The 22060-nt window shown below is 65.5% G+C and carries 23 protein-coding genes; 18 read left to right on the top strand and 5 right to left on the bottom strand.

Annotation, left to right across the window (positions count from 1 at the left end; translation table 11 throughout):
- The coding region (locus tag ACHWRX_RS00115) for a class II 3-deoxy-7-phosphoheptulonate synthase (RefSeq protein ID WP_394657620.1) at nt 1-1338 on the bottom strand (1338 nt) is incomplete at its 3' end.
- A gap of 348 nt (nt 1339-1686) precedes the next feature.
- On the opposite strand from ACHWRX_RS00115, the gene ACHWRX_RS00110 reads away from it, so the two are divergent.
- Nucleotides 1687-1893, top strand: coding sequence for a hypothetical protein (locus ACHWRX_RS00110; RefSeq protein ID WP_288416306.1), 207 nt, complete (start codon nt 1687-1689; stop codon nt 1891-1893).
- Between the two features lie 26 nt (nt 1894-1919).
- Here the strand turns inward: ACHWRX_RS00110 and ACHWRX_RS00105 are convergent, their stop codons facing one another.
- Entirely contained in the window at nt 1920-4892 is a 2973-nt protein-coding gene (locus ACHWRX_RS00105; RefSeq protein ID WP_394657619.1) for a M16 family metallopeptidase, read from the bottom strand.
- Nucleotides 4893-5050: 158 nt separating this feature from the next.
- On the opposite strand from ACHWRX_RS00105, the gene ACHWRX_RS00100 reads away from it, so the two are divergent.
- From ACHWRX_RS00100 to ACHWRX_RS00070, 7 genes are all read left to right on the top strand, one after another.
- Nucleotides 5051-5638: a NifU family protein gene (locus ACHWRX_RS00100; protein WP_394657618.1), complete on the top strand. Its 588-nt coding sequence runs from the start codon at nt 5051-5053 to the stop codon at nt 5636-5638.
- A 15-nt stretch (nt 5639-5653) separates the two neighbouring features.
- Nucleotides 5654-6283 (top strand): tRNA (adenosine(37)-N6)-threonylcarbamoyltransferase complex dimerization subunit type 1 TsaB, encoded by a 630-nt coding sequence (tsaB, locus tag ACHWRX_RS00095; RefSeq protein ID WP_394657617.1) that lies wholly within the window; start codon nt 5654-5656, stop codon nt 6281-6283.
- Nucleotides 6284-6326: 43 nt separating this feature from the next.
- Nucleotides 6327-6752 carry a GNAT family N-acetyltransferase gene (locus ACHWRX_RS00090; RefSeq protein WP_242867080.1) on the top strand — a complete coding sequence of 142 codons (426 nt, stop codon included), beginning with the start codon at nt 6327-6329 and terminating at the stop codon, nt 6750-6752.
- Nucleotides 6753-6921: 169 nt separating this feature from the next.
- Entirely contained in the window at nt 6922-7374 is a 453-nt protein-coding gene (locus ACHWRX_RS00085; RefSeq protein ID WP_394657616.1) for a MucR family transcriptional regulator, read from the top strand.
- An 88-nt stretch (nt 7375-7462) separates the two neighbouring features.
- Nucleotides 7463-7894, top strand: a complete 432-nt coding sequence (locus ACHWRX_RS00080) for a Fur family transcriptional regulator (RefSeq protein WP_058736045.1) — start codon at nt 7463-7465, stop codon at nt 7892-7894.
- Complete coding sequence (locus ACHWRX_RS00075) at nt 7895-8662, top strand: lysophospholipid acyltransferase family protein (RefSeq protein ID WP_394657615.1); 768 nt, start codon at nt 7895-7897, stop codon at nt 8660-8662. It abuts the gene before it with no gap.
- Nucleotides 8649-9077 carry a hypothetical protein gene (locus ACHWRX_RS00070; RefSeq protein ID WP_394657614.1) on the top strand — a complete coding sequence of 143 codons (429 nt, stop codon included), beginning with the start codon at nt 8649-8651 and terminating at the stop codon, nt 9075-9077. The genes ACHWRX_RS00075 and ACHWRX_RS00070 overlap by 14 nt, the downstream gene beginning before the upstream one ends.
- 201 nt (nt 9078-9278) lie before the next feature.
- Here the strand turns inward: ACHWRX_RS00070 and ACHWRX_RS00065 are convergent, their stop codons facing one another.
- A complete protein-coding gene (locus ACHWRX_RS00065) occupies nt 9279-10001 on the bottom strand; it encodes a hypothetical protein (protein ID WP_183616747.1) in 723 nt (240 codons plus the stop codon).
- Nucleotides 10002-10096: 95 nt separating this feature from the next.
- Here ACHWRX_RS00065 and ispH point away from each other — a divergent pair, with 95 nt between their 5' ends.
- From ispH to rnhA, 3 genes are read left to right on the top strand one after another with little or no spacing between them, the layout of a single operon-like run.
- On the top strand, nt 10097-11071 hold the full coding sequence (gene ispH / locus ACHWRX_RS00060) for a 4-hydroxy-3-methylbut-2-enyl diphosphate reductase (protein WP_288486823.1): 975 nt from the start codon (nt 10097-10099) through the stop codon (nt 11069-11071).
- A 9-nt stretch (nt 11072-11080) separates the two neighbouring features.
- On the top strand, nt 11081-12061 hold the full coding sequence (gene thrB / locus ACHWRX_RS00055) for a homoserine kinase (RefSeq protein WP_394657613.1): 981 nt from the start codon (nt 11081-11083) through the stop codon (nt 12059-12061).
- Between the two features lie 14 nt (nt 12062-12075).
- On the top strand, nt 12076-12516 hold the full coding sequence (gene rnhA / locus ACHWRX_RS00050) for a ribonuclease HI (RefSeq protein ID WP_058736040.1): 441 nt from the start codon (nt 12076-12078) through the stop codon (nt 12514-12516).
- Between the two features lie 166 nt (nt 12517-12682).
- Here the strand turns inward: rnhA and ACHWRX_RS00045 are convergent, their stop codons facing one another.
- Nucleotides 12683-13768 (bottom strand): NAD(P)/FAD-dependent oxidoreductase, encoded by a 1086-nt coding sequence (locus ACHWRX_RS00045; RefSeq protein ID WP_394657621.1) that lies wholly within the window; start codon nt 13766-13768, stop codon nt 12683-12685.
- An 8-nt stretch (nt 13769-13776) separates the two neighbouring features.
- Nucleotides 13777-14784, bottom strand: a complete 1008-nt coding sequence (locus ACHWRX_RS00040; RefSeq protein WP_394657612.1) for an alpha/beta hydrolase — start codon at nt 14782-14784, stop codon at nt 13777-13779.
- A gap of 70 nt (nt 14785-14854) precedes the next feature.
- On the opposite strand from ACHWRX_RS00040, the gene ACHWRX_RS00035 reads away from it, so the two are divergent.
- From ACHWRX_RS00035 to ACHWRX_RS00005, 7 genes are all read left to right on the top strand, one after another.
- Complete coding sequence (locus ACHWRX_RS00035) at nt 14855-15583, top strand: prepilin peptidase (RefSeq protein WP_394657611.1); 729 nt, start codon at nt 14855-14857, stop codon at nt 15581-15583.
- 81 nt (nt 15584-15664) lie between these two features.
- Nucleotides 15665-16687 (top strand): Flp pilus assembly protein CpaB, encoded by a 1023-nt coding sequence (cpaB, locus tag ACHWRX_RS00030; protein ID WP_394657610.1) that lies wholly within the window; start codon nt 15665-15667, stop codon nt 16685-16687.
- A 67-nt stretch (nt 16688-16754) separates the two neighbouring features.
- On the top strand, nt 16755-18377 hold the full coding sequence (locus ACHWRX_RS00025; protein WP_394657609.1) for a type II and III secretion system protein family protein: 1623 nt from the start codon (nt 16755-16757) through the stop codon (nt 18375-18377).
- An 11-nt stretch (nt 18378-18388) separates the two neighbouring features.
- Entirely contained in the window at nt 18389-19021 is a 633-nt protein-coding gene (locus tag ACHWRX_RS00020; protein WP_394657608.1) for a CpaD family pilus assembly protein, read from the top strand.
- A 3-nt stretch (nt 19022-19024) separates the two neighbouring features.
- The gene (locus ACHWRX_RS00015) at nt 19025-20344 is read left to right on the top strand and encodes a pilus assembly protein CpaE (RefSeq protein WP_394657607.1); all 1320 of its coding nucleotides are present in this window, start codon (nt 19025-19027) and stop codon (nt 20342-20344) included.
- A gap of 49 nt (nt 20345-20393) precedes the next feature.
- Entirely contained in the window at nt 20394-21365 is a 972-nt protein-coding gene (locus ACHWRX_RS00010) for a type II secretion system F family protein (RefSeq protein WP_394657606.1), read from the top strand.
- A gap of 16 nt (nt 21366-21381) precedes the next feature.
- Nucleotides 21382-22060, top strand: a 679-nt coding sequence (locus tag ACHWRX_RS00005) for a type II secretion system F family protein (RefSeq protein ID WP_394657605.1), incomplete at its 3' end; no start/stop codon positions are given.

Here is a 22060-nt window from a genome sequence, read left to right as displayed (position 1 = left end):
GTTGAGCATGTCCGCCATCATGAACGCCAGTTCGATCGACTGGGCACCGTTCAGGCGGGGATCGCAATGCGTGTGATAGCGATCGGCCAGCGTATCGTCGGTGATGGCGATGGCGCCGCCGGTGCATTCGGTCACATCCTGGCCGGTCATCTCGATATGGATGCCGCCGGCATGCGTGCCCTCGGCACGGTGGACGGCGAAGAAGCCGCGCACTTCAGCCAGGATACGCTCGAACGGGCGAGTCTTGAAGCCGCTGTCGGACTTGATGACATTGCCGTGCATCGGATCGCACGACCACACCACCGGGTGCCCTTCGGCCTTCACCGCGCGCAGCAGCTTGGGCAGACCGGCTTCCACCTTGTCATGCCCGAAGCGGGTGATCAGCGTCATTCGCCCGGCCTCGCGCGACGGGTTCAGGATGTCGAGCATGCGCAGCAGTGCGTCGGGCTCCAGGCTGGGGCCGCACTTCATGCCGATCGGGTTGCCCACGCCGCGCAGGAATTCGACATGGGCCGAATTCTCGAACCGCGTGCGATCGCCGATCCACAGCATGTGCGCCGAGCAATCGTACCAATCCCCGGTCAGCGAATCGCGCCGGGTCAGCGCCTGCTCGTACTGCAGCAGCAGCGCTTCGTGGCTGGTGTAAAAGCTGGTGCCCTGTAACTGCGGCACGGTCTTGGGATCGACCCCGCACGCCGCCATGAAGTCCAGCGCTTCGCTGATGCGATCGGCCATCTCGCTGAAACGCTGGCCCCAGGGGCTGCGGCCGATGTGCTCCATCGTCCACTGATGGACCTGGCGCAGATTGGCATAGCCACCGCTGGCAAACGCGCGGATCAGGTTGAGCGTCGCGGCCGATTGCGTGAACGCGCGCACCATCCGCTCGGGATCGTTCTCACGCGTGCCCGGCTCGAATTCGATGCCATTGATGATATCGCCCAGATAGCTGGGAAGCTCCACGCCGCCGATCGTCTCGGTCGGGGCCGAGCGCGGCTTGGCGAACTGGCCTGCCATGCGGCCCACCTTCACCACCGGCTGCTTGCTGGCGAAGGTCAAGACAACCGCCATCTGCAGCAGCACACGGAACGTGTCGCGGATATTGTCCGGATGAAACTCGGCGAAGCTTTCGGCGCAATCCCCGCCCTGCAGCAGGAAACCGCGACCGGCGGCCACTTCGGCCAGATCGTTCTTCAGTTCGCGCGCCTCACCGGCGAAGACCAGCGGCGGGAACCTGGAGAGCGTGGCCTCAACCCCACTCAGCTTCTCCGCGTCGCCATAGGATGGCAGGTGCCGCGCCTCGTGCGACTTCCAGCTATCCACTGTCCAATTGCTCGCCACGTACCATACTCCCGGTGCCGGCTGTGCCCGGCGCAATCAAGGGAGCGCGACATAGCGACTGAACGTAAGAAATGCAAAACAGGCGTTGCCGATCAGCGCGATCGTCAGCCCCACGGCTGTGCGTGATGCGCTTTCAGTCATGCCTCCACGCTGATGGGCAAGGTCCCGTCCCCGCGGTGAACGGCAACGCCAGCAGGCCGAAGCACTAGCGATCGGCGCTGCATGGGACCTTCTGGCGATGTAATTGTATCTCAAAGAAAAAAAGGATCGGGATAATCCATGTTTATCGCATCCCCCGGCAAATTGCTGTATGCTTCGCCTTGTCAACGACTCCAAAAGGAGATCACTGTGGACAATGACACCCGCTATTGCGCGACCCAGCTTTGCGAAGAGCGACGGCTGGCACGCACGGCGCCTTGCCCGGAAGCGGCGGAGCTGCACATCCAGCTGGCATCGCTCTACAAGGCGGAATTCGAAACCCGGCGCGCTACGGCCAAGCGTCGCCGCGCAGAATCTGGCGGCCGCAGAACCGGTCAGCCCCACCGGCTCCAATAACGCCAGCCGGCGGGCTCGATTCCCGCTTATTGCGCCTTGGCGAGCTTGCCGGCATCCTTCTGCGGCACAACCTCAAGCCGCCACGACGCACCCTTCCCCAGATACTTCGCGGCCAGCGCCTGCATCTTGGCGGGCGTGGTTTCCGTGTAATCGGTCATGATCGTGCGCAGCGAATTGATGCGCGAGGCATCGGTGGTCGCGCCTTCCAGCTGCTGCATGAAGAACTGGGTGCTGGACGCCGCGCGGGTGATCTGCTGGCGCAGCGGTTCGATCACGCGGGCCAGTTCATCAGCCGATGGCGGATTGGTGATCAGGTCTTGCGCGATCTGATCCGCCGTCTGGAAGAACACCGGCACCTTGCCCGGCTCGATCTGCGCGATCGCGGTGATAGAGCCGCCCGCCTTCAGGTCCACCGGCCAGGTCGAATAGACGTAGGGCGCATAGGACGCGCCCAGCTTTTCACGCATCGCGTCCAACAGGCGGTTGGTGAAAAGCTGCGTCAGGATTTCCAGCTGGCGCGATTCCGGCAAGCCCATCGAGCCGCCGCTGGTCGGCCAGGAGATCACCGCCGCCGCCTGGTCCGGATCGCCGTGATGCGCCAGGATGATCGGCTTGGTGGACGGCTTGGGCACGGTGATGTCACCGGTTGCGGCGGCCACCGGCGCGGGATCGCGCGGCTTCAGGGCGCCGAACGTGCGCTGCAAGGCGGCCAGCGTGGTGGCGGGATCGAAGTCCCCATAGATCTGCACTTCGACCGGCCCGCTGGCGAGCGCCTTTTCCCACACCTTGCGGAAACCGTCGGCCGTGGTCTTGTCGATCTCGGCCGGGGTCGCGGTTTCAAAGCGCGGATCCTGCCCGCGCTGATAGAACTGCAGATCGCGGTTGAGCACGCCCTGGGGCGAGGTGGCGAACTGCGCGTACTGAATCTTGGCCGCCGCCTTCGCCCGCTCGAACGGCTGCTTGTCCCAGCGCGGCATGTCGAGCTTGGCGGCGAACAAATAGAGCTGGTCCGCAAGATCAGCAGGCCGCGTCTCCGCAGTCATCTCGAACGCGGCATCATCCACCTTGAAGTCGAAGCCCATCTTGCGGCCGGTGGAGATGCGATCGAGATCGTCCTGGCCCAGCGTGGCAAGGCCGGAGCTGACCAGCGCCATCTGGCCCAGCCCGATATAGGGCGCGTCCTTGGGAGACATCTCGCGATAGCCACCGCCGAAGCGCGCCTTCACGGTGACGCGGCCCGGCTCTTCCTGAACCGGCCACAGCAGCGCCTTCACGCCATTGGCGAAGACCACTTGCTGAATGCCCAGCAGCCCGGTGCTTTGCGACTGGGTGATCTGCCCCGGCTGACCGATCGGCGGCAGCTTGTCGAACGAAACCGGCGGGCCGGACGCCTGGCGGACCTGTTCGTCCGGCTTGACCGGCGCGGCCAGCGCCTGGCGCAACGCGGCGTCGGTGGCATTGCCCGCCTTCTGAGTGATGAACAGGCCGCGCGTCACCGTGCCGCTGAACAGCTGGCGGGTGTGCTGCTGCACGGCGGCGGGCGTGAACAGCGGCTTTGATTCCCGGAAGATGCGCAGCACCGCCTCGGGCGAGGCCACCGTCTCGCGGATATCCAGCGCGTTGACCAGATCGTCTGCCAGCTTGCTGCCCGGCAGCAGGCGGCGCTGCTCCACCGGCACCTGGAAGGCGACGTCAAGCTCGGCCAGTTCGCGATCGATCTCCGCCTGCGTCGGCGGACGGGTCATGGCATCGGTGATGACGGCGCGCACATCGCGCACGGCGGCTTTCCAGTCATCGCCCAGCGGCGTGATCGACACGAACGTGGCGTCGGTGGAGCGTGAAACGTCCTGCTGGTTGACTTGCGCGGTCAGGAAACTGCCGCCCAGCCGCGCCTTGGATTCCAGCCGGCGATTGATGATCGCCTGCGCCAGAGAGTCCGTCATCAGGCCCTGGTTATAGACGATGGTATCGTTCACCTGCCGCCAGGGGCGCAGCGTGGCATAGCTGATCGCGGGCGGCAGATCGGGCTCTACCAGAACCTTGGTATCGCCGATCGGCGTCTCCCCCTTGGGCGCATCCGCCGGGGCGACGGGATCGCCGAAGCTGGGCGCGGGGACCGCCTGGCCGGTCGGCTTCCAGTCCGCGAACCATTTCTTTACGTAGCTTTCGAGCTGCGCGGGCTCGGCATCGCCCGCCACGATCACCACCACGTTCTGCGGGCGGTACCAGCGCTTATAGAATGCACGCACCGAATCCTGCGTGGCGGTCTGCAGCGATTTCACCGTGCCGATCGGCGAACGCTCCGCCAGCGGCTGACCTTTGTAGAAAACGTCCTGCATGGTGTCCTGCACCCGCTTGGCCGCGCCGCCGCGCTCGCGCATTTCGGCCATCACGATCGGCACGTCGAGCTTCAGGTTGTCCGCGCTCAGCGTGGGCGCGGTGACCATGCCGGACAGCAGCTTGAACGTCTCGTCCAGCGAAACGGGCGTGGCGTTGGGCAGGTCCAGCTTGAACACCGTCTGCGTCGGGCTGGTCTCGGCATTGGTGTCGGTGCCGAACGAAGCCCCCAGCCGCTGGAACGTGGCGATCGCGGTGCCCTCTGCCAGATACTTGGACTGTCGGAATACCATATGCTCCAGCAAGTGGGCATAGCCACGCTCGCTATCGGTTTCATAAAGCGATCCCGCGTCCACGCGAATGCGGATCGAAACCTGGCCCGGCGGCACGCCGTTCTTGCGCACGGCATAGCGCAGGCCGTTCGAAAGCTCGCCGAAGTTCCACTCAAGGTCTGGCGGCACATCGCTGCCCTTGTAGAGCCACGGCACCTTGGTGGCGCTGCCGGGTGCGACGGTGCCCTGGATCGGCTTGGTCGACGGCGGGTTCGCGGTCGCCGGCTTCTCCTGCACCGGGCCGGGCTGCGCCAGGACCGGAGACAACGTGGAAGTGGACAGGAGCAGCAGGCAGGCGAAAGAGCGAACGGCGCGCGAGGAAATGTGCATGGCACAAGGTATAGGGAGCGCCGCGCTTAAGGACCAGTGAATAGCCGAAGTTTACTTGCGGCACCCTCGGGGAAGGCGAACACGCCATGGGGAAAGACGCGCCGTTGCCCCGCTGTGCCCTTGACCACCCCGGCGCTTTGCCTACATCGCCAGTCATCATGTACATTGAAACCGAAGCCACGCCCAACCCCTCCACCCTGAAGTTCCTGCCGGGACGACAAGTGATGACCGCGGGCACGCGCGAATTCACCTCCCCCGAAGCGGCGGAAGCGTCTCCGCTGGCGCAGATGCTGTTCGATCTGGGTGACGTGACCGGCGTATTCTTCGGCGCTGACTTCGTTTCCGTCACTGCCGCGCCGGGCGTGGAATGGGCCTCACTCAAGCCACAGGTCGTGGCGGTGCTGCTGGATCACTTCATTTCCGAAGCGCCGCTGTTCACCGGTGGTGACGCTTCGGGCTTTTCGGTGCCTGGCGAAACAGACGATCTGCTGGATGGCCAGGCCGATGATCCGGCCCATGCCGATATCGTCGCCCAGATCCGTGACCTTATCGACACGCGCGTCCGCCCCGCCGTCGCCAACGATGGTGGGGACATCATCTACCGTGGCTTTCGCGAAGGCGTCGTTTATTTAACGATGCAAGGCGCATGCTCGGGCTGCCCCTCCTCTTCCGCCACGCTCAAGCACGGCATCGAAGGGTTGCTGAAGCACTACGTCCCCGAAGTCATCGAAGTGCGCGCAGCCTGATCGCCTGCTGATCCTGTGGGGTCCAGCCCGCGAACTCTGGTAATCGACACCGCTACCGAGGCTTGCTCCGTCGCGGTGATCCAGGACGGCGCGTGCCTTGCCGGGGACTGGCGGATGCTGGGCCGGGGGCACGCGGAAAACCTCGTCCCGATGATCGCCGCCCTGCCCGAGCGTGGCCGGGCGGATCTGATTGCCGTGTCGCTCGGTCCCGGTAGCTTTACCGGCGTGCGCGTGGGTCTGGCAGCGGCGCGGGCGCTGGGGCTGGCCTGGGGCGTGCCCGTGGTCGGCTATCCCACGCTGGCGCTGGTCGCCGCGATGGCGCGCGATCAAGCCGGCGCGCAGGCAGTATCCGTGGCGATGACCGGCGGACATGGCGAGTGGTTCGTCGCCCGCTATGCCGACGATGGCAGCATTTTGGAAGAAACCCGCTCGCTGCGCCCGGAGGCCGCCGTGGCAGGCACGCGGGGCCTTGTCGCCGGTAGCCAGGCCGCCGCGCTGGTGGGCGCCGCAGGCACCGGCCACGTGCTGGACCTGTGGCCCGATGCCCGGGCGTTCCCGGCCCTCCCCGCTTTCGAACTGCGGAGCGATATCACGCCGATCTACGGCCGCGCGCCCGATGCCAAAGTCTCGGCGTCAACGGTCTGACATGGTGGATCGCGCCGACGATATCGATCGCCTGATGCACGTAATGGCCGGCGCGTTCGATCCGACTTACGGAGAAGCATGGTCACGCCGCCAAGTGGAAGACGCACTGCTGCTGGGCAATTGCCATGCCCACCTCGCCACCGCCCAGGGCCGACGCGCCGAAGATGGCGATGAGGCGGTGGGCTTTTCCCTTTCCCGCACCGGCTATCGCGAGGAAGAACTGCTGCTGTTCGGCGTGTTGCCCGAATATCGCTGTCGCGGTATCGGCCGCGCTATTCTTGATTCTCTTGTTGTGGCTGCCAAATCACGCGGGGCGGAGCGGCTTCTGTTAGAAATGCGCAAGGGCAACCCGGCAGAAAGCCTTTATCGATTATTCGGCTTCACCGTGATAGGCGAAAGAAAAGAATACTATCGGCCAAAAATCGGCCCGCGGATCGATGCAGTCACATTCGCTTACGAAATTCCCTGAAATATGTCGCAGGCGGTATTACCTCTAAGCGCCTGATCCGCATGACGGCACGTATTGCCCAAATAATCTTGTCATGCGTTTCAGATTGTATAAAGGCTTTGGGTAACAAGCATAAGCTTGCCTGAATATCCCGTATCCATTGCAGACGCGGTCGCCAAAGAGGAAAGAAATGGAAAATATTCAAACCGATATGAACGAGACGCTGATCACGCTCACCTCGGATATCGTCGCCGCTCACGTCAGCAACAACAACGTTCCGCTGGACGATCTGCCCTCGCTGATCACCAATGTCTACGGCGCTCTCGCCGGGCTTGGCGGCGTGGAGCCGGTGCAGGAAGAAAAGCCTGAGCCCGCCGTTTCGGTGCGCGCTTCGGTGAAGCCTGACTACATCGTCTGCCTGGAAGACGGCAAGAAGCTCAAGATGCTGAAGCGCCACTTGATGACGCACTATAACATGACTCCCGAAGAGTATCGCCAGCGCTGGAACTTGCCGGCGGACTATCCGATGGTCGCCCCCAACTATGCGGAAAAGCGCCGCGAACTGGCCAAGAAGATCGGCCTGGGCCGCAAGCCGAACGCGCGCCGTGGCCGCCGCCCCAAGGCTGCGCCCGTCACCGCCTGATCGGCACCCTTTTCCCTTTCAAAGAGTTGTGATTGTGGCGGCGTTGTCCTAGATGGGATGACGCCGCCGCATCGCGTTTGGAGACGACGTGCACCAGCCTATCGACATTGAAGCTCTCTGCGCCCAGCGCGGTCTTCGTATTACCGAGCAACGCCGCGTGATCGCGCGCGTCCTGTCCGAAAGCACCGACCACCCGGACGTGGAAAAGCTGCACGAGCGCGCCGCCGTGATCGATCCGGGCATCTCGATCGCCACCGTCTACCGCACCGTGCGCTTGTTCGAGGAAGCGGGCATTCTTGACCGGCATGACTTTGGCGACGGCCGCGCCCGCTACGAAGCCGCGCCCGAGGCGCACCACGATCACATGATCGACGTGGAAACGGGCAACGTGATCGAATTCGTCGATCCCGAACTGGAATCGTTGCAGCGCCAGATCGCCGAGCGGCTGGGCTTCCGCCTGGTCGACCACCGCATGGAACTGTTCGGGGTCAAGCTGGAGCGTGACGGCGGCGATCGCTGAATGACCGCGCCTGCCGCCCCTGCGCAGGTGGGCGTGGCGGGTCGGCTGCGCATCGGCCTGCGGCTGGCCACGTTGCTGGGCTGGCTGCTCACGTGCCTGCTGCTTTACGGTCTGCGCGCGCTTCTGCCCGGCCGCAACCGGGTGGCGCCGCTGTTCCTGCGCGGCACGCTGCGGATCGTCGGCGGGCGGCTGCACGTTCGCGGCACCCGCGCGCCGACGCCCTGCTTCCTCATCGCCAACCATCTGAGCTGGCTGGACATTCTGGCGCTGGCCGGAGCGACCGGCACCGCCTTCGTCGCGCATGACGGGCTGGCCGGCAACGCGGGCCTGCGCTTCCTGTGCCGCCTCAACCGCACGGTCTTCATCGCCCGCAGCGAACGCGGCACCGTGGGCGAACAAGTCGGGCAATTGCAGCAGGGCCTGCGCGAAAGCGGCGTCCTCACGCTGTTCCCCGAAGGCACCACCAACGATGGCCAGACGCTGCGGCCGTTCAAGTCCTCGCTGCTGGGAGCAGTGGACGGCGGCGACGATACCGTGGCGATCCAACCCGTCTGGCTGGACTACGGCCCTGACGCCCCGGACATCGCCTGGTTCGGAGCAGAAACCGGCCTCGCCAACGCACTACGCCTGATGGCACGCGCAAAGCCGGTGCCGGTGACCGTGCATTTGCTGCCCCCGCTGGCGGGCCAGGAACGAAGCACCCGCAAAACCATCGCTAGCGCCGCGCGGGAAGCGATCGAGGCGGTGTCGACCGGTGCCGAAAGCTGACAACCACCTTCACTACTTCGTAGAAATTGAGGGAGATAAAAGAGTTAAGTTGCTTCTTGAACCGGGATTGGTTGTCATGGCAGATCGCTCAGCTTTGCTCACGGTAACCATGGCATTTGGGGTTGGGTTGAGTTCAGCTTCACCGCTGACCGCACAATCCCCCGAAAGTTCCGTTCGGGCGATCGCTGCGCCTGATGGAACGCGTGTCTATGCCGTTCCGGCGACGCCGGGAAAGGCGCCACAAGCACGAACTGTGATCCTGCCGGATGGTCGCATCGTCATTGTCGTGGATCAGCGACTAAAAGACCCGCGAACACCACGTGAGCGATGCGTTGACGACGAGATCGCTGCCCTTGGGGGCGCGCCATCGGCGCTGGCGATGGGGACGATCGACCTGAAATGCAGTCAGCGCTAATGAATAAGAGGGGCGTACTTGCAATAGTCGATCAAGTGCGAAACCCGACCGCGCTTCCTCACGCCATCCCGGGCTTGACCTGGGAGCCCGCTTTTCCGGGAATGTCTGAAAGGTTGCGCCCCCCGGATCAAGTCCGGGGCGACGGGTATCTCTTACATCGGTTTAGCCTCGACGGAACCCGGCCAGTCGCGCAGCCCCGCCTCACCGCGTGGCGTTGTAGGCCACCTGATCCGCGTTCAGCTGGAAGCCGACCAGCAGTTCGAACGAGGCGCGGTCCACGGCGGCGCGAACTTTGGGGTCGGAGAGCGGGTCCACGGCGGCGTCGGTGTCACCGGCCTTGCGCTTGCGGGTGATGCGTTCGCGCACGTCTTCGGGCAGAGTGGCGGCGGCGCGGTCGATGTAGGCGGCGCCGGTGCCCTGGGCCTGGGCGCGCTCCTGGCCCGGCGCGAAGTTCACGGTGATGGAGCCCACGCGCTTGCTGGCCACGGTGGAGGTGCCCTGCAGCACCGAGACGAAGTAGGGGATCGTCACCTGGCGCGCGCCGGCAGTGTCGCTGCGGCGGGCCTGCACGTCGAACGTGACGGTGGCATAGACCTTGTCCGCGCTGCCCGCTGGGGCGCCGGGCTGCTGTGCGCCGTCTTCGGCACATTGGGTGCGCACGTTGGTCATCGTGGCGACCACGTCGACGTTTCCCGCGGTCTTGTCCCCCGGGTTGCGGAACAAGGTGACATCGCCGGTATAGTCCGGAATGCCGACCGAGGGGCAGCGTGAGCGGATGGCGGTGATGCCCACGCCTTCGTCCACCACGATATCGCCCTTCTTGGCGCAGCCTCCCAGAGCCCCGGCGGACAGCGCCAGCACGGAGGCGGCGCAAAGAACGGGAACGGAGCCACGAATGGAAGGAGAAAGGCGGCGTGCGATCATCGAAGCATCCTTGGTCGGCCATGACAGGCCCCCATCGGACGCCTGTATTGCGCTTGCCCTAGCGAGACGCGCGGCAAAGCGCTAGAGGCCGCAGGATGAACGCGCCCTTTCCCGATCCGCGCCCCGGTGGCGCAACCGAGCCACTCCACTTGCTGATCGCCGCGCCGCGCGGCTTCTGTGCCGGAGTCGACCGCGCGATCGAGATCGTGGAGCGGGCGATCGAGCGCTATGGCGCGCCGGTCTATGTCCGTCACGAAATCGTGCATAACAAGTTCGTGGTCGATAGCCTGAAGGCCAAGGGCGCGGTCTTCGTCGAGGAACTGGACGAAGTGCCAGACGGTGTGCCGGTGATCTTCAGCGCGCATGGCGTGCCCAAGGCCGTGCCCGCCGCCGCCACCGCGCGCGGGCTGGACTGGCTGGACGCCACCTGCCCGCTGGTGAGCAAGGTACACCGCCAGGCCGAGCGCCAGATCGAGGCGGGCCGGCACATCCTGTTCATCGGCCACGCCGGTCACCCGGAAGTCATCGGCACGTTCGGGCAAGTGCCGGACGGCGCGATGACGCTGATCGAAACGGTGGACGATGTCGCCACCTTGTCGTTCGCAGCCGATGCCCCGCTGTCGTACCTGTCGCAGACGACGCTGTCGGTGGACGATACCGCCGCGATCATCGCCGCCCTGGAAGCGCGCTTTCCCCAGGTGGTCGCGCCCAAGGCGGAGGATATCTGCTATGCCACGTCCAACCGGCAGGCCGCCGTCAAGGAAATCGCGCCCAAGTGCGACATGGTGATCGTGATCGGCGCGCCCAACAGCTCGAACTCGCTTCGGCTGGTCGAAGTGGCAGAGCGGTGCGGATCGAAATCCCACATGATCCAGCGTGCGACGGAGATCGATCCGGCGTGGCTGGATGGCGTGAAGACGCTGGGCATCACCGCCGGAGCCTCCGCCCCCGAAGCGCTGGTGGACGAAGTGTTGGCGCGGCTGCGCGAACTGCGCACCGTGACGGCGGAGGAAATCGTGACCGCGCGTGAGCGGATCACGTTCAAGCTGCCTCGCCAGCTCGCCGACTGAGCGCACCGCATGGCAGTCTATACACGCCTGGGCGCCGAGGAGATGGCGCGGATCATCGCCGCGTTCGACGTAGGCACGCTGATTTCGGCCAAGGGCATCGCCGAGGGCGTCTCGAACAGCAACTGGCTGGTGGAGACGCAATGCTTCGACGCCACGCGGCGTTTCATCCTGACGATGTATGAAAACCGCGTGGAGATCGGCGACCTGCCGTTCTTCCTCGATCTGCTGGACCATCTGGCCGCGCGGGACTGCCCGGTGCCGCGCACCATCCATGACCGCGACGGTGCCAGCTATCGCCTGTACGAGGGCAAGGCGCTGGCCCTGATCGAGTTCCTGCCCGGCGTCTCCGTCAGCGAGCCGACCCCGGGGCAGGCGCGCGCGGTGGGTGCCGCGCTGGCGCAAGTGCATCTGGCCGGTCGGGACTTTGCGGGGCAGCGGGAAAACGGCATGGGCTACGCGGCCTGGGCGGAGCTGCTCGGCTCTTGCGGCACGGACGGGCTTTCGGCGATCGACCCGCAGCTGGCGGCGCTGGTGGCGCGCGAATTGCCGCTGGTTTCGGGTCGATGGCCCACCGACCTGCCCCGCTCCGTGATCCACGCCGACTTGTTCCCCGACAACGTGCTAATGTTGGACGAACGCGTCACCGGCCTGATCGACTTCTACTTCGCCTGCGTGGATATCACTGCCTACGACGTGGCGGTCACGCATGCGGCCTGGTGCTTTTCGGCCGACGGGCGCACCTTCATGCCGGAACTGTCCGCCGCGCTGCTGGCGGGATATGAGGCCGTGCGCCCCCTCTCCGATGCCGAGCGGGCCGCCCTCCCGCTGCTGGCGCGCGGCGCGTCACTGCGGTTTCTGGCGACGCGCGCGTACGACTGGGCGAACACGCCCGCCGATGCGCTGGTTACGCCCAAGGACCCGATGGCCTTTGCCCGCAGGCTTGAATTCTACAGCCAAGACGGCCATGCCGGGATTTTCCAGCCAGCCTGACCGGTCTATTAACCTTGAAGACGATCGAGATTTTCACCGACGGCGCCTGCAAAGGCAATCCCGGCCCCGGCGGCTGGGGCGCGATCCTGCGGATGGGCCAGCACGAAAAGGAAATGTCGGGCTCCGACCCCGCCACCACCAACAACCGCATGGAAATGACAGCGGTAATCCGTGGCCTCAACGCGCTGACAGAGCCGTGCGAAGTCACCGTCTGTACCGACAGCCGCTACGTGATCGACGGCATGACCAAGTGGGTCCACGGCTGGCAGAAGAAGGGCTGGGTCAACGCCAGCAAGCAGCCGGTGCGCAATGCCGACTTGTGGCACGACCTGATCGAGGCCTGCCATCGCCACAAGATCAGCTGGAAATGGGTGCGCGGACACGACGGCCACATCGAGAACGAGCGCGCCGACAAACTGGCGAGCGACGCGGCGCTGGCGGTGAGCAAGCGGTAGCGCTTTCGCGCGGTTGGCTTTCGCGTGTCTCGACTTCGCTCGACACGAACGGTGTGTGCGGTGAGGTTTATGTCCACCCCCTGGCAGGAGAGGCAAAGGACGCAAACCTGAGCACTCAACAAAAGCCCCGTCCGTTCGTGTCGAGCGAAGCCGAGACATGGCAGCGCTATCTTATGAAGCGGCCCGGCGAATAAGGCTCCGGATCGACTTCCCCCCAGCGTTGGCCCAGCACCAGGCCCGCCGCCAGCTTGGCCGCCGCGGGGGCGGTCTGGATGCCGAAGCCGCCTTGGCCGGCAAACCAGAAGAAGCCGGGAACTTGCACGTCGAAGCCATAGACCGGCAGCCGGTCTGGCGCGAAGCTGCGCAGGCCGGCCCAGCGATGTTCGACATGCGCGACCGTCCAGTCCACCACCGTGCCCAGGCGCTCCAGCGCGACGGCGATGTCGATCTCCTCAGGCGCGGCGTCGCACGGCGGGCTTGGCGTTTCGTCATGCGGGCTGAGCCAAAGCCGGCCTGACTCGGGCTTGAAGTAGAACCGCTCGGCCACATCCAGCACCAGCGGCAGGTCAGCGGGGACCGCGGGGTCGACGCGGCATTGCGCGATCGTGCGGCGATAGGGCGTGATGCCCAGCGGGGCCGCGCCGGCGATGTCGGCCACGCCATCCGCCCAGGCCCCGGCGGCATCGACCAGCACGTCGCACCGTGCCTGCCGTCCGTCCGACAACGTGAGCAGCCAGCCGTCGCCATCCCGCTCCGCCGCGATCAGCCGCGCGCGACACCAAAGCTGCGCGCCCCCTGTCCGCAGCTGCGCCAGGTAGTGCTGATGCAGCGCCGCTACGTCGATGTCACAGCAACTGGGCTCCAGCGCGCCGTGGGTCCAGGCTGAACGCAAGCCGGGGATGCGCGCCGCCAGCGCCGCGCGGTCCAGCCGTTGCACCTCGATGCCCAGCGCTTCGTAAGTGCGAGCGAACGCCTCCACCTCTGCGGCCTGCTGGGTCGTGCCGATCGTAAGCGCCTCACGCCGGTTCAACACGCCCAGCGCCTGGAGCAGCGGTCCCGACGCACTGGTGAGCGGCTGCACGCCGGGTCCGCCGTAGCTCTCGGTCCAGAACGCGGCGGAGCGGCCCGTGGTGTGATAGCCCGGCTGATCCTCTCCCTCCAGCACAAGCACCTGCGCCCGTACCGCCAGTTCGGCCGCAAGGGACGCGCCCGCCATTCCTGCGCCGACCACGACGATATCGAACCGCGCCATGCTCATGCTCAGTCCCCAGCCTGCGCCTGAGCCTGAGGATGATCTTGAGCCGGGGCCGCGCGATCCAGGAAGCGGGCCACGGCATCCAGCGCGCGCTGGCGCACCGTGGCCGATTCGCGCAGTATCTCATGGCGAGCCTCGGGGCCGAACGTCACCAGTTCGGCTTTCGGAATCCGAGCCGCCGCGCGCCGGATCGCGCGCCAGGACACCAGGCGATCGGCCGTGGTGCCCAGCAGCAGCACCGGCACATCTACGGACTCCAGCGCGCCGCGCCGATCAAGCCCTCGGATCGAAGCCAGCGCCGCGGCGATCCAGCCCCAACTTGGCGGGCCCAGCGCAAGATCGGGCCGCTGTTCATACCACCAATCCTCATCGGCGAAGCGCACATCGTCATGCGTCAGCAATTGCATCCGCATGTTGGACAGCGGCACCAGCCCGCGCTCCCACTTCCACGCAGGCTGATGGCGTTGGCGCAGGCGCGCGACCAAGTTGCCGAGCGGATGCAGGACGGTGGACGGAACCCAGCCGGGATTGAGGCCCAGCATCGGCGCGACCAGCACCAGCGCATCCGGGCGGACCTGCCGCTCCACCACCCCGCGAAGGGCCAGGTGTCCACCCATCGAGTGCCCCACCAGCACATGCGGGCCGGGCGCATCGGCTTGCCAGCTGCGCCAGAACGCGGCCAGATCAGCCACCCAAGGCGCGAAATCGTCGGCATGGCCGGTCGTCGCATCCAGGCCCAATCGCCCCGACATCGCCTGCCCGCGCCAGTCGATCGAGCTGACATGCCAGCCCGCCGCGTGCCATTCGTACAGGACGGACAAATGCTTCTCGTAGAAGTCCGCCCGGCCCGGCGCGAACAGCAGCGCGCCACGGGCCTTGCCCGGTTGCGGCCAGTCCAGTCGCCGGATCAGCTGTCCATCCGCCGCACGCCACGTGGTTTCCTGCGCACCCGGCGGGATCGAGCGGCCATCGTAGGCAGCGGCCGCCCGCGTCAGGACATCCGGATCGCTCACGGCACCCGGCCTCGCTGCAATGGCGTGGTTACTATTCGGTAAGTCATGTTCGTTAAATCGACCTCCCGACATGGGAGACCTTTCCGAGATGCTGGGCGGCTTGATTTCGTACGCATTGCTGGCGGCCTTGGCAACCGCGCTGCTGGTGGCGGCGGTGACCGATTTGCGCCGGCGTGAGATAGACAACTGGCTGAATGCCGGGATCGCCCTGGCCGCGCCGCTGTACTGGCTGGCGGCGGGCCTCGATTGGGTGGCGGTACTATTCCAGCTAGGGTTGATGCTGATCACGTTCCTGCTCGCCTTTGCGCTCTATGCGGCGCGGCAGATGGGCGGCGGTGACGTAAAGCTTTTGACGGCGCTGGCGCTGTGGTTCCCGCCGGGCAGCTTCGTGCAACTGATCGTGATCATGGGCGTAGTGGGCGGTGCGGCCTCGGTAGCGATGGGCGTGTTCAACATGCGCCGATCGCCGCAGGAAGCGCTGCGCAACGGTTTGGCGACTTTCGCCGCGTCGGTCTGGGTGATGGGCACGTGCGCGGTGGGCTTTGCCGCCGCCACGGGACGCCCGCTGATCACCCCGGATGCGACGGCGACGATGGCGGCGGTGCTGCCGGGCGGAATGATGCTGGCGGTCCTGGCAGCGATGCTGGCTGGGGCGCTGATGGTGGGCATGGGCCACATCTTCCGCCGCCAGCGCGGGGCTATCCCAATACCGTACGGAGTCGCGATCTCCGCCGCCGCCTTGTGGGTGCTGCTGCAAAACCAGGTATTTCCGCCACTTAGCGGCGTGGTCCTTGGATAAGAACCGCAGTGAACCCGATGTTTACCATTTCGCCCGTAATTGAACGGATCAATTCGGGGTTCTTGAGGGGGCTGGCAAGCCATGGATAAGAAGAAGCTGCTGCTACTGTCGGCGGCTCTACTGATAGCGGTGACCACGGCCTTTGCGGCGCGTACGGTTTTCTCCGGAGGCGCTGCCGCGCCGATGGCTGCCGCCGTCCCGGTCAAGCCCGTCGGGCCCAAGGTGCTGGTGGCCAAGCAAGCGCTGCCCACCGGCACGATCATCACCGCCGATGCCGTCTCGTTCCAGGACTGGCCCGCCGAACTGGTGCAGGACGCTTACTTCATCGACGGCCAGGCCGACATGAGCAAGCTGCTGGGCACGGTGGTGCGCTATCCGATCACCGCCGGCCAGCCGCTGACGCAAGGCGCGCTGGTGTCTCCGGGCGATCGCGGCTTCCTGGCCGCCGCCCTGGGGCCGGGGATGCGAGCGATCACGATCCCGGTGTCCGACACCTCCGGCGTAGGCGGGTTCGTCTTCCCGGGTGACCGCGTGGATCTGGTTTTGACGCAGTCGGTAAAGACCGGCGACGGCAGCCAGGACCTGAAGGCCGCCGAGACGATCCTGCGCAACTTGCGCGTCCTCGCCACGGACCAGGCCACGTCCAGCGAAGTGGTCGAGGGCAAGAGCGTGGTGAAATCCTCACGCACCGTCACTCTCGAAGTGACGCCGCGCATCGCCGAGAAGATCTCGGTCGCCGAATCGGTCGGCCAACTCAGCCTCAGCCTGCGTCCGCTGGCGGACAACCAGGCGGACTTCGAGCGTGTGCTGGCCAGCGGCGAACTGAAAGTGCCCGAAGGCGCTTCGAAGGAGCAGGAAGACATGCTGCTGCGCCAGGCAATGAGCCATCCGATCGAAGGCGCCACCACGTTCGCCACCGGCGGCGATGTCTCACGCTTCCAACCTTCGCGCTACGTGCCGCCTTCGGCTACGCCCGCACCTGGCCCGATGATGGCCCCGCCTTCCGGCCCCGGCGCGCCGCCGGTCGCCACTTCCGCGCCGCGTGGTCCGATCGTTCGGGTGACGCGCGGCAAGGTCACCACCGATGAAGCGGCGGGCAAGTAAGATGGCCCGCGCCCTCACCACTCGTCACCCGGCGGACCGCCGCCACCACGCCCAGAAGGGTACGCCCATGACTTTCCGTCTATTCCGGACCGCGCTGTTCGCCGCGTGCGCCGCCGCGCCCCTGGCGCTGCTGCCCGCCACGCACGCCGCCGCGCAAGCGATGATCCGCCCCGCGCAGGACATCCAGCTCTCGATCGGCGCCGGACAATTGATCAGCCTGCCCGGCACCATGGCGGACGTGTTCGTCGCGAACGAAGCGGTGGCGGACGTCCAGGTGAAATCGCAGCGCCAGCTCTACGTCTTCGGCAAGAGCGGCGGCACCACCACGGTCTACGCCAGCAACGGCAAGGGCGATGTGGTGTGGTCTGCCAACGTGCGAGTCGGTTCGAACCTGGACAGCGTGGACTCGATGCTGCGCTTGGCCATGCCGGACGCCAAGGTCGGCGTGTCGACGATGGGCACCAACACCTTCCTGTTGACCGGCACGGTCAAGGCCCCGGAAGACGCGGCCGAAGCGGAACGCCTGGTGCAGGCCTACGTCGGCAAGGAAGCCAACGTGATCAGCCGCGTACGCACTGCGACACCGTTGCAGGTGAACTTGCAGGTGCGCTTTGCGGAAGTCAGCCGCTCGCTGGTGAAGCAGCTGAGTTCGAATCTAACTACGATCGACGGAACAGGTGGTTTCAAGTTCGGGCTTGGGCAGGGTCGCCAACCTGGTGACTATGTGACAACCGATCGTGCCCTTCCTCTAGGCGTCGGTTCAAAGGTTCAAGGCTACACAATCGATCCAACCGCCATAAAAATTCTTCCTAACGGACAAGTTGATCCAACATCGATCAAGCTGGTCCAGCAGCCGGGGACTAACATCAGCCGAATTGAGGGTCTGACCACCCTGGCGGGCATGGGAAAGCTGTTCGGCATGAACGTCTTGGGCGCGCTGGACGCAGGCGAGAACGTCGGCCTCGTCACCACGCTGGCCCAGCCCAACCTTACGGCGCTTTCGGGTGAGACGGCAGACTTCCTGGCGGGCGGCGAATATCCGATCCCAATCTCTCAGGGCCTGGGCGCGACCTCGATCGAGTTCAAGAAATACGGCGTCAGCCTCAGCTATACGCCCACGGTCCTGTCCAACGGCCGCATCTCGCTGCGCGTCCGCCCCGAAGTGTCGGAACTGACCACGCAAGGCTCGCTGGTGCTGAACGGCTACTCCGTGCCCGGCATCACCGTGCGCCGCACCGAAACGACCGTGGAACTGGGCTCGGGCCAGAGCTTCATGATCGCCGGACTGCTCAGCAACAACTCGCAGAACACGATCCAGAAGCTGCCTGGCGCGGGTGACCTGCCGATTCTGGGATCGCTGTTCCGCTCCACCAGCTACCGCAAGGGTGAGACCGAACTGGTCATCGTGGTGACGCCGTACCTGGTGAACCCGGTGGACGGCAACCAGATCGCCCTGCCGACCGACGGCTTCAGCGCGCCGGACGATCTCCAGCGCATCCTGGGCAACATGGAAACCAACAGCCACTCCGGCAGTGGCGCGCCTGTGCCCAAGCCCTCGGTCGCGCCCAGCCCGATCCAGGCGCCCGGCCTTGGCGCGGCATCGCCCATGGGCCGCCAGCCATCCGGGAAAGCCGGCAAGCGCAGTGCGAACGCTGGCAGCGTCGCGCCCGGCTTCGCCACCAAGTTCTGAAGGGATCGACGATGACGCACCGCCTTCTTTCCATCGCTGCCCTGGCCCTTGGCGTCTCGCTCGCCGGGTGCGCGGGGATGCCCACCAACCGCACGATGTATTCGCAGCATCAGCCGGTGGTGGAGCATGTGAACTACACGCTCGATCTGGCCACCGGCAACGGCGGCCTGCCTTACCCCGAACAGCAGCGGCTGGCGGGATGGATGGAGGCGCTGACGCCTCGCTATGGTGACAAGATCAGCATTGAAGATCCGATGCAGAGCCCCGAGACCCGCGCGATGGTGGAAGCGCTGGCCGCGCGTTACAGCCTGGTGCTGGACGATGCCGTGCCCGCCAGCACCCGCGTGGTGGAAGCGGGCACCACTCGCATTGTCCTCACCCGCAGCAAGGCGGTGGTTCATGGCTGCCCGGACTGGTCCGCCCACTCCGACGCGAACTTCCGCAACGGCCTTTCGCCCAACTACGGTTGCTCGGTGAACACCAACCTGGCCGCGATGGTCGCCAACCCGGAACATCTGGTGAAGGGTGACGGGTCTGACAGCGACACCACGATCATGAGCTCGAACAAGGCAATCAACACCTATCGCGCCAAGGTCCCCACCGGCCAGGGTGACCTGAAGGCCACCACCAGCAAGGGGAACTGAGCCATGAACGCACCCTGGAAAGCCGGCGGCGCGAACGGACGCGAGCCTTTTGCCGCCTACATGTGCGACGATGCCTCGCTCGATGTGCTGCGCCCGGTGGCCAACGAACTGGGCTGGCAAACAGAACGCTGCATCCGCGGGGGATTGCGCAGCGCGGTGCAGTCCCTGTCGATCGCGGCCAGCCCCAATATCCTGATGGTCGACTTGTCCGAAAGCGGAGACCCGCTGAACGATATCAACGCGCTGGCCGAAGTGTGCGAGCCGGGTACCGTCGTCCTCGCGGTGGGCCAGGTGAACGACGTTCGCCTCTATCGCGATCTGCTGGCGAGCGGCATCCACGATTATCTGCTGAAGCCGCTTTCGCCCGCGACGCTGCGCGATGCCCTGTCGCAGGCGCAGACCGCTTTCTCGACCCCCAAGGTCGTGGATGCGAGCGACGAAAAGCGGCATATCTCCACCGCCGTCATCGGCACGCGTGGCGGCGTAGGCGCTTCCACGCTCGCCACCTCGCTGGCATGGATGTTCAGCGCGGAGGACAAGCTTTCCACCTCGCTGCTCGATCTCGACATCCATTTCGGCACCGGCGCGCTGACGCTGGACCTTGAGCCGGGCCGCGGCCTGACCGACGCGATCGACAACCCCAGCCGCATCGACGGCCTGTTCATCGAGCGCGCCATGATCCGCGCGAACGATAACCTGGCGATTCTTTCGGCCGAGGCATCGATGAACGCTCCGCTGCTGACCGATGGCGGCGCTTTCGTGCAGTTGCAGGAAGAGTTCCGCCAGGCCTTCGAGATGACCGTGATCGACATGCCGCGCAGCATGCTGGTGAACTTCCCGCAGTTGCTGGCAGAGGTGAACGTGGTGGTGCTGGTGACGGAGATGTCGCTCGCGTCGGCACGGGATTGCATCCGCCTGCTCTCTTGGGTGAAGTCCAACGCACCGCATGCGCAAGTCATCGTGGCGGCGAACAAGGTGCAAACCCAGTTCGCGGAAATCACCAAGGCCGATTTCGAGGCCTCGATAGAGCGCAAGCTCAGCCTCCTGGTGCCATACGACATCAAGGGTTCGAGCAACGCCGCCAAGCTGGGCCAGACGTTCGCGCACTCCAATCGCGCCAGCAAGGCCGGGGCCGCGATCCGCGAATTGGCGCATCTGGTGATCGGCAGCGCCGACGCGGCAGAGGCCGGCACCGCCACCAAGAAGACCCTGCTGGGCAAGTTCGACTTCAAGGCGATGCTACCCAAGCGGGACAAGTCCGCCGCACCAGCCAAGGCAAAGGTGAAGGGCAAGGTCGAGGCCGGGGGCAAGACCGGCCGTTGAGGCCCGTCTGCCCACGATCGCGTGACCCTTTGAAAGCGAGATTACCGCTATGAACATGCTCCACCTCCTGCTCGTTTCCGGCGGCCTGTTCGCCGCGCTGGCGATGGTGTGGCTGGCGTTCGCGGGCCCCTCGCCGCAAAAGGAATCGGCCCGGCGTCTGGGCCAGGTGCGCTATCGCCATTCGGAAAGCGCCGTCGATCGCGTGGAAGCGCAGATGCGAAAGGCTGTGGCGGCACGGCGGCCCAAGATGCACCAGATCGCCGGCTCCAGCTCGCGCATAGAGGCATTGGCGCTGCGGCTTCACCGCACCGGCAAGAACTGGACGCTGCAGCAGTACCTGATGGTATCGGGCGGCCTGTTCGTGTTTGTGGCGGGGCTGGTGTTCCTAAAATCCGGCGCGCCGATCCTGGCGCTGGTGATCGGCCTGTTCGTGGGTGCCGGCGTGCCCCATGTCGTGGTCGGCCACCTGGTGAAAAAGCGCACGACGCAATTCACCGTCAAGTTTCCGGATGCGATCGAACTGCTGGTGCGCGGCTTGCGCTCTGGCCTTCCCGTATCCGAAACGCTCAGCATCGTGGCCACCGAAGTTCCCGGCCCTGTGGGCGAGGAGTTCAAGCTGATCACCGAACGTATCAAGATCGGCAAGACCATGGAGGACGCGCTCCAGGACACGGCGAACCGGCTCGATATGGCGGAGTTCAGCTTCTTTTGCATCACGCTGGCCATCCAGCGCGAGACCGGAGGCAACTTGGCCGAAACGCTGGCCAACTTGTCCGACGTGCTGCGCAAGCGCGCCCAGATGAAGCTGAAGATCCGCGCGATGAGTTCGGAATCGAAGGCATCGGCCTATATCGTAGGCTCGCTGCCGTTTATCGTCTTTGGCCTGATCTATTGGGTCAACCCGCTGTATCTGGGCAAGTTCTTCGTTGACGAGCGGCTGATGGTGGCGGGCTTTGGCGGCATGGTGTGGATGAGCATGGGCGCCTTCATCATGGCCAAGATGGTCAGCTTCGAAATCTGACCGGGGACTTACGCACATGCTCACCCAACCCGCCGGTCCGACCATCCTGGGCTTCGATGTCGTCTTCATCGGCACGCTGCTGATTGCCGTCGCCGCTGCTGCCGTGATCTTCGCGATCTACACCGCGATCACCGTGCGCGATCCGATGGCCAAGCGCGTAAAGGCGCTGAACGATCGCCGCGAGCAACTGAAAGCCGGCATCGCCGTCGCCCCGCGCAAACGCCAGAGCGTGGTGCGCCGCACCGAGGCGACCGACAAGCTGACGAACGTGCTCGGCTCGTTCAAGATGCTGCAGGACAGCCAGATCAAGGCCGTCCAGCAAAAGCTGTTCCAGGCGGGTATCCGCAAGAAGGAATATGCCGTCGCCGTCATCTTCGCGCGCCTTGTCGCGCCGATCGCGCTGGGAACGGTCGTGGGCCTGCTCGTGTATTGGGTAGAGTATTGGCCGGAGTGGAGTAGCTTCAAGCGGTTCTTGGCCTTCGCCTTCGCCGTTGGCGCCGGCTACAAAGGCCCGGATATCTTCCTGCAGAACAAGATCACCAAGCGCACCGATGCCATCCGCAAGGGCCTGCCCGACGCGCTCGACCTGCTGGTGATCTGTGCCGAAGCCGGCCTCACCGTGGATGCCGCGTTTGACCGCGTGGCGCGTGAACTGGGCCGCGCCTATCCCGAGCTGGGCGATGAATTCGCGCTCA

Source organism: uncultured Novosphingobium sp., from assembly GCF_964277725.1.
GTDB lineage: Bacteria > Pseudomonadota > Alphaproteobacteria > Sphingomonadales > Sphingomonadaceae > Novosphingobium > Novosphingobium fluoreni.
Note: the sequence above shows the minus strand (reverse complement) of the source record. Positions and strands in the feature narration are given on the sequence as shown.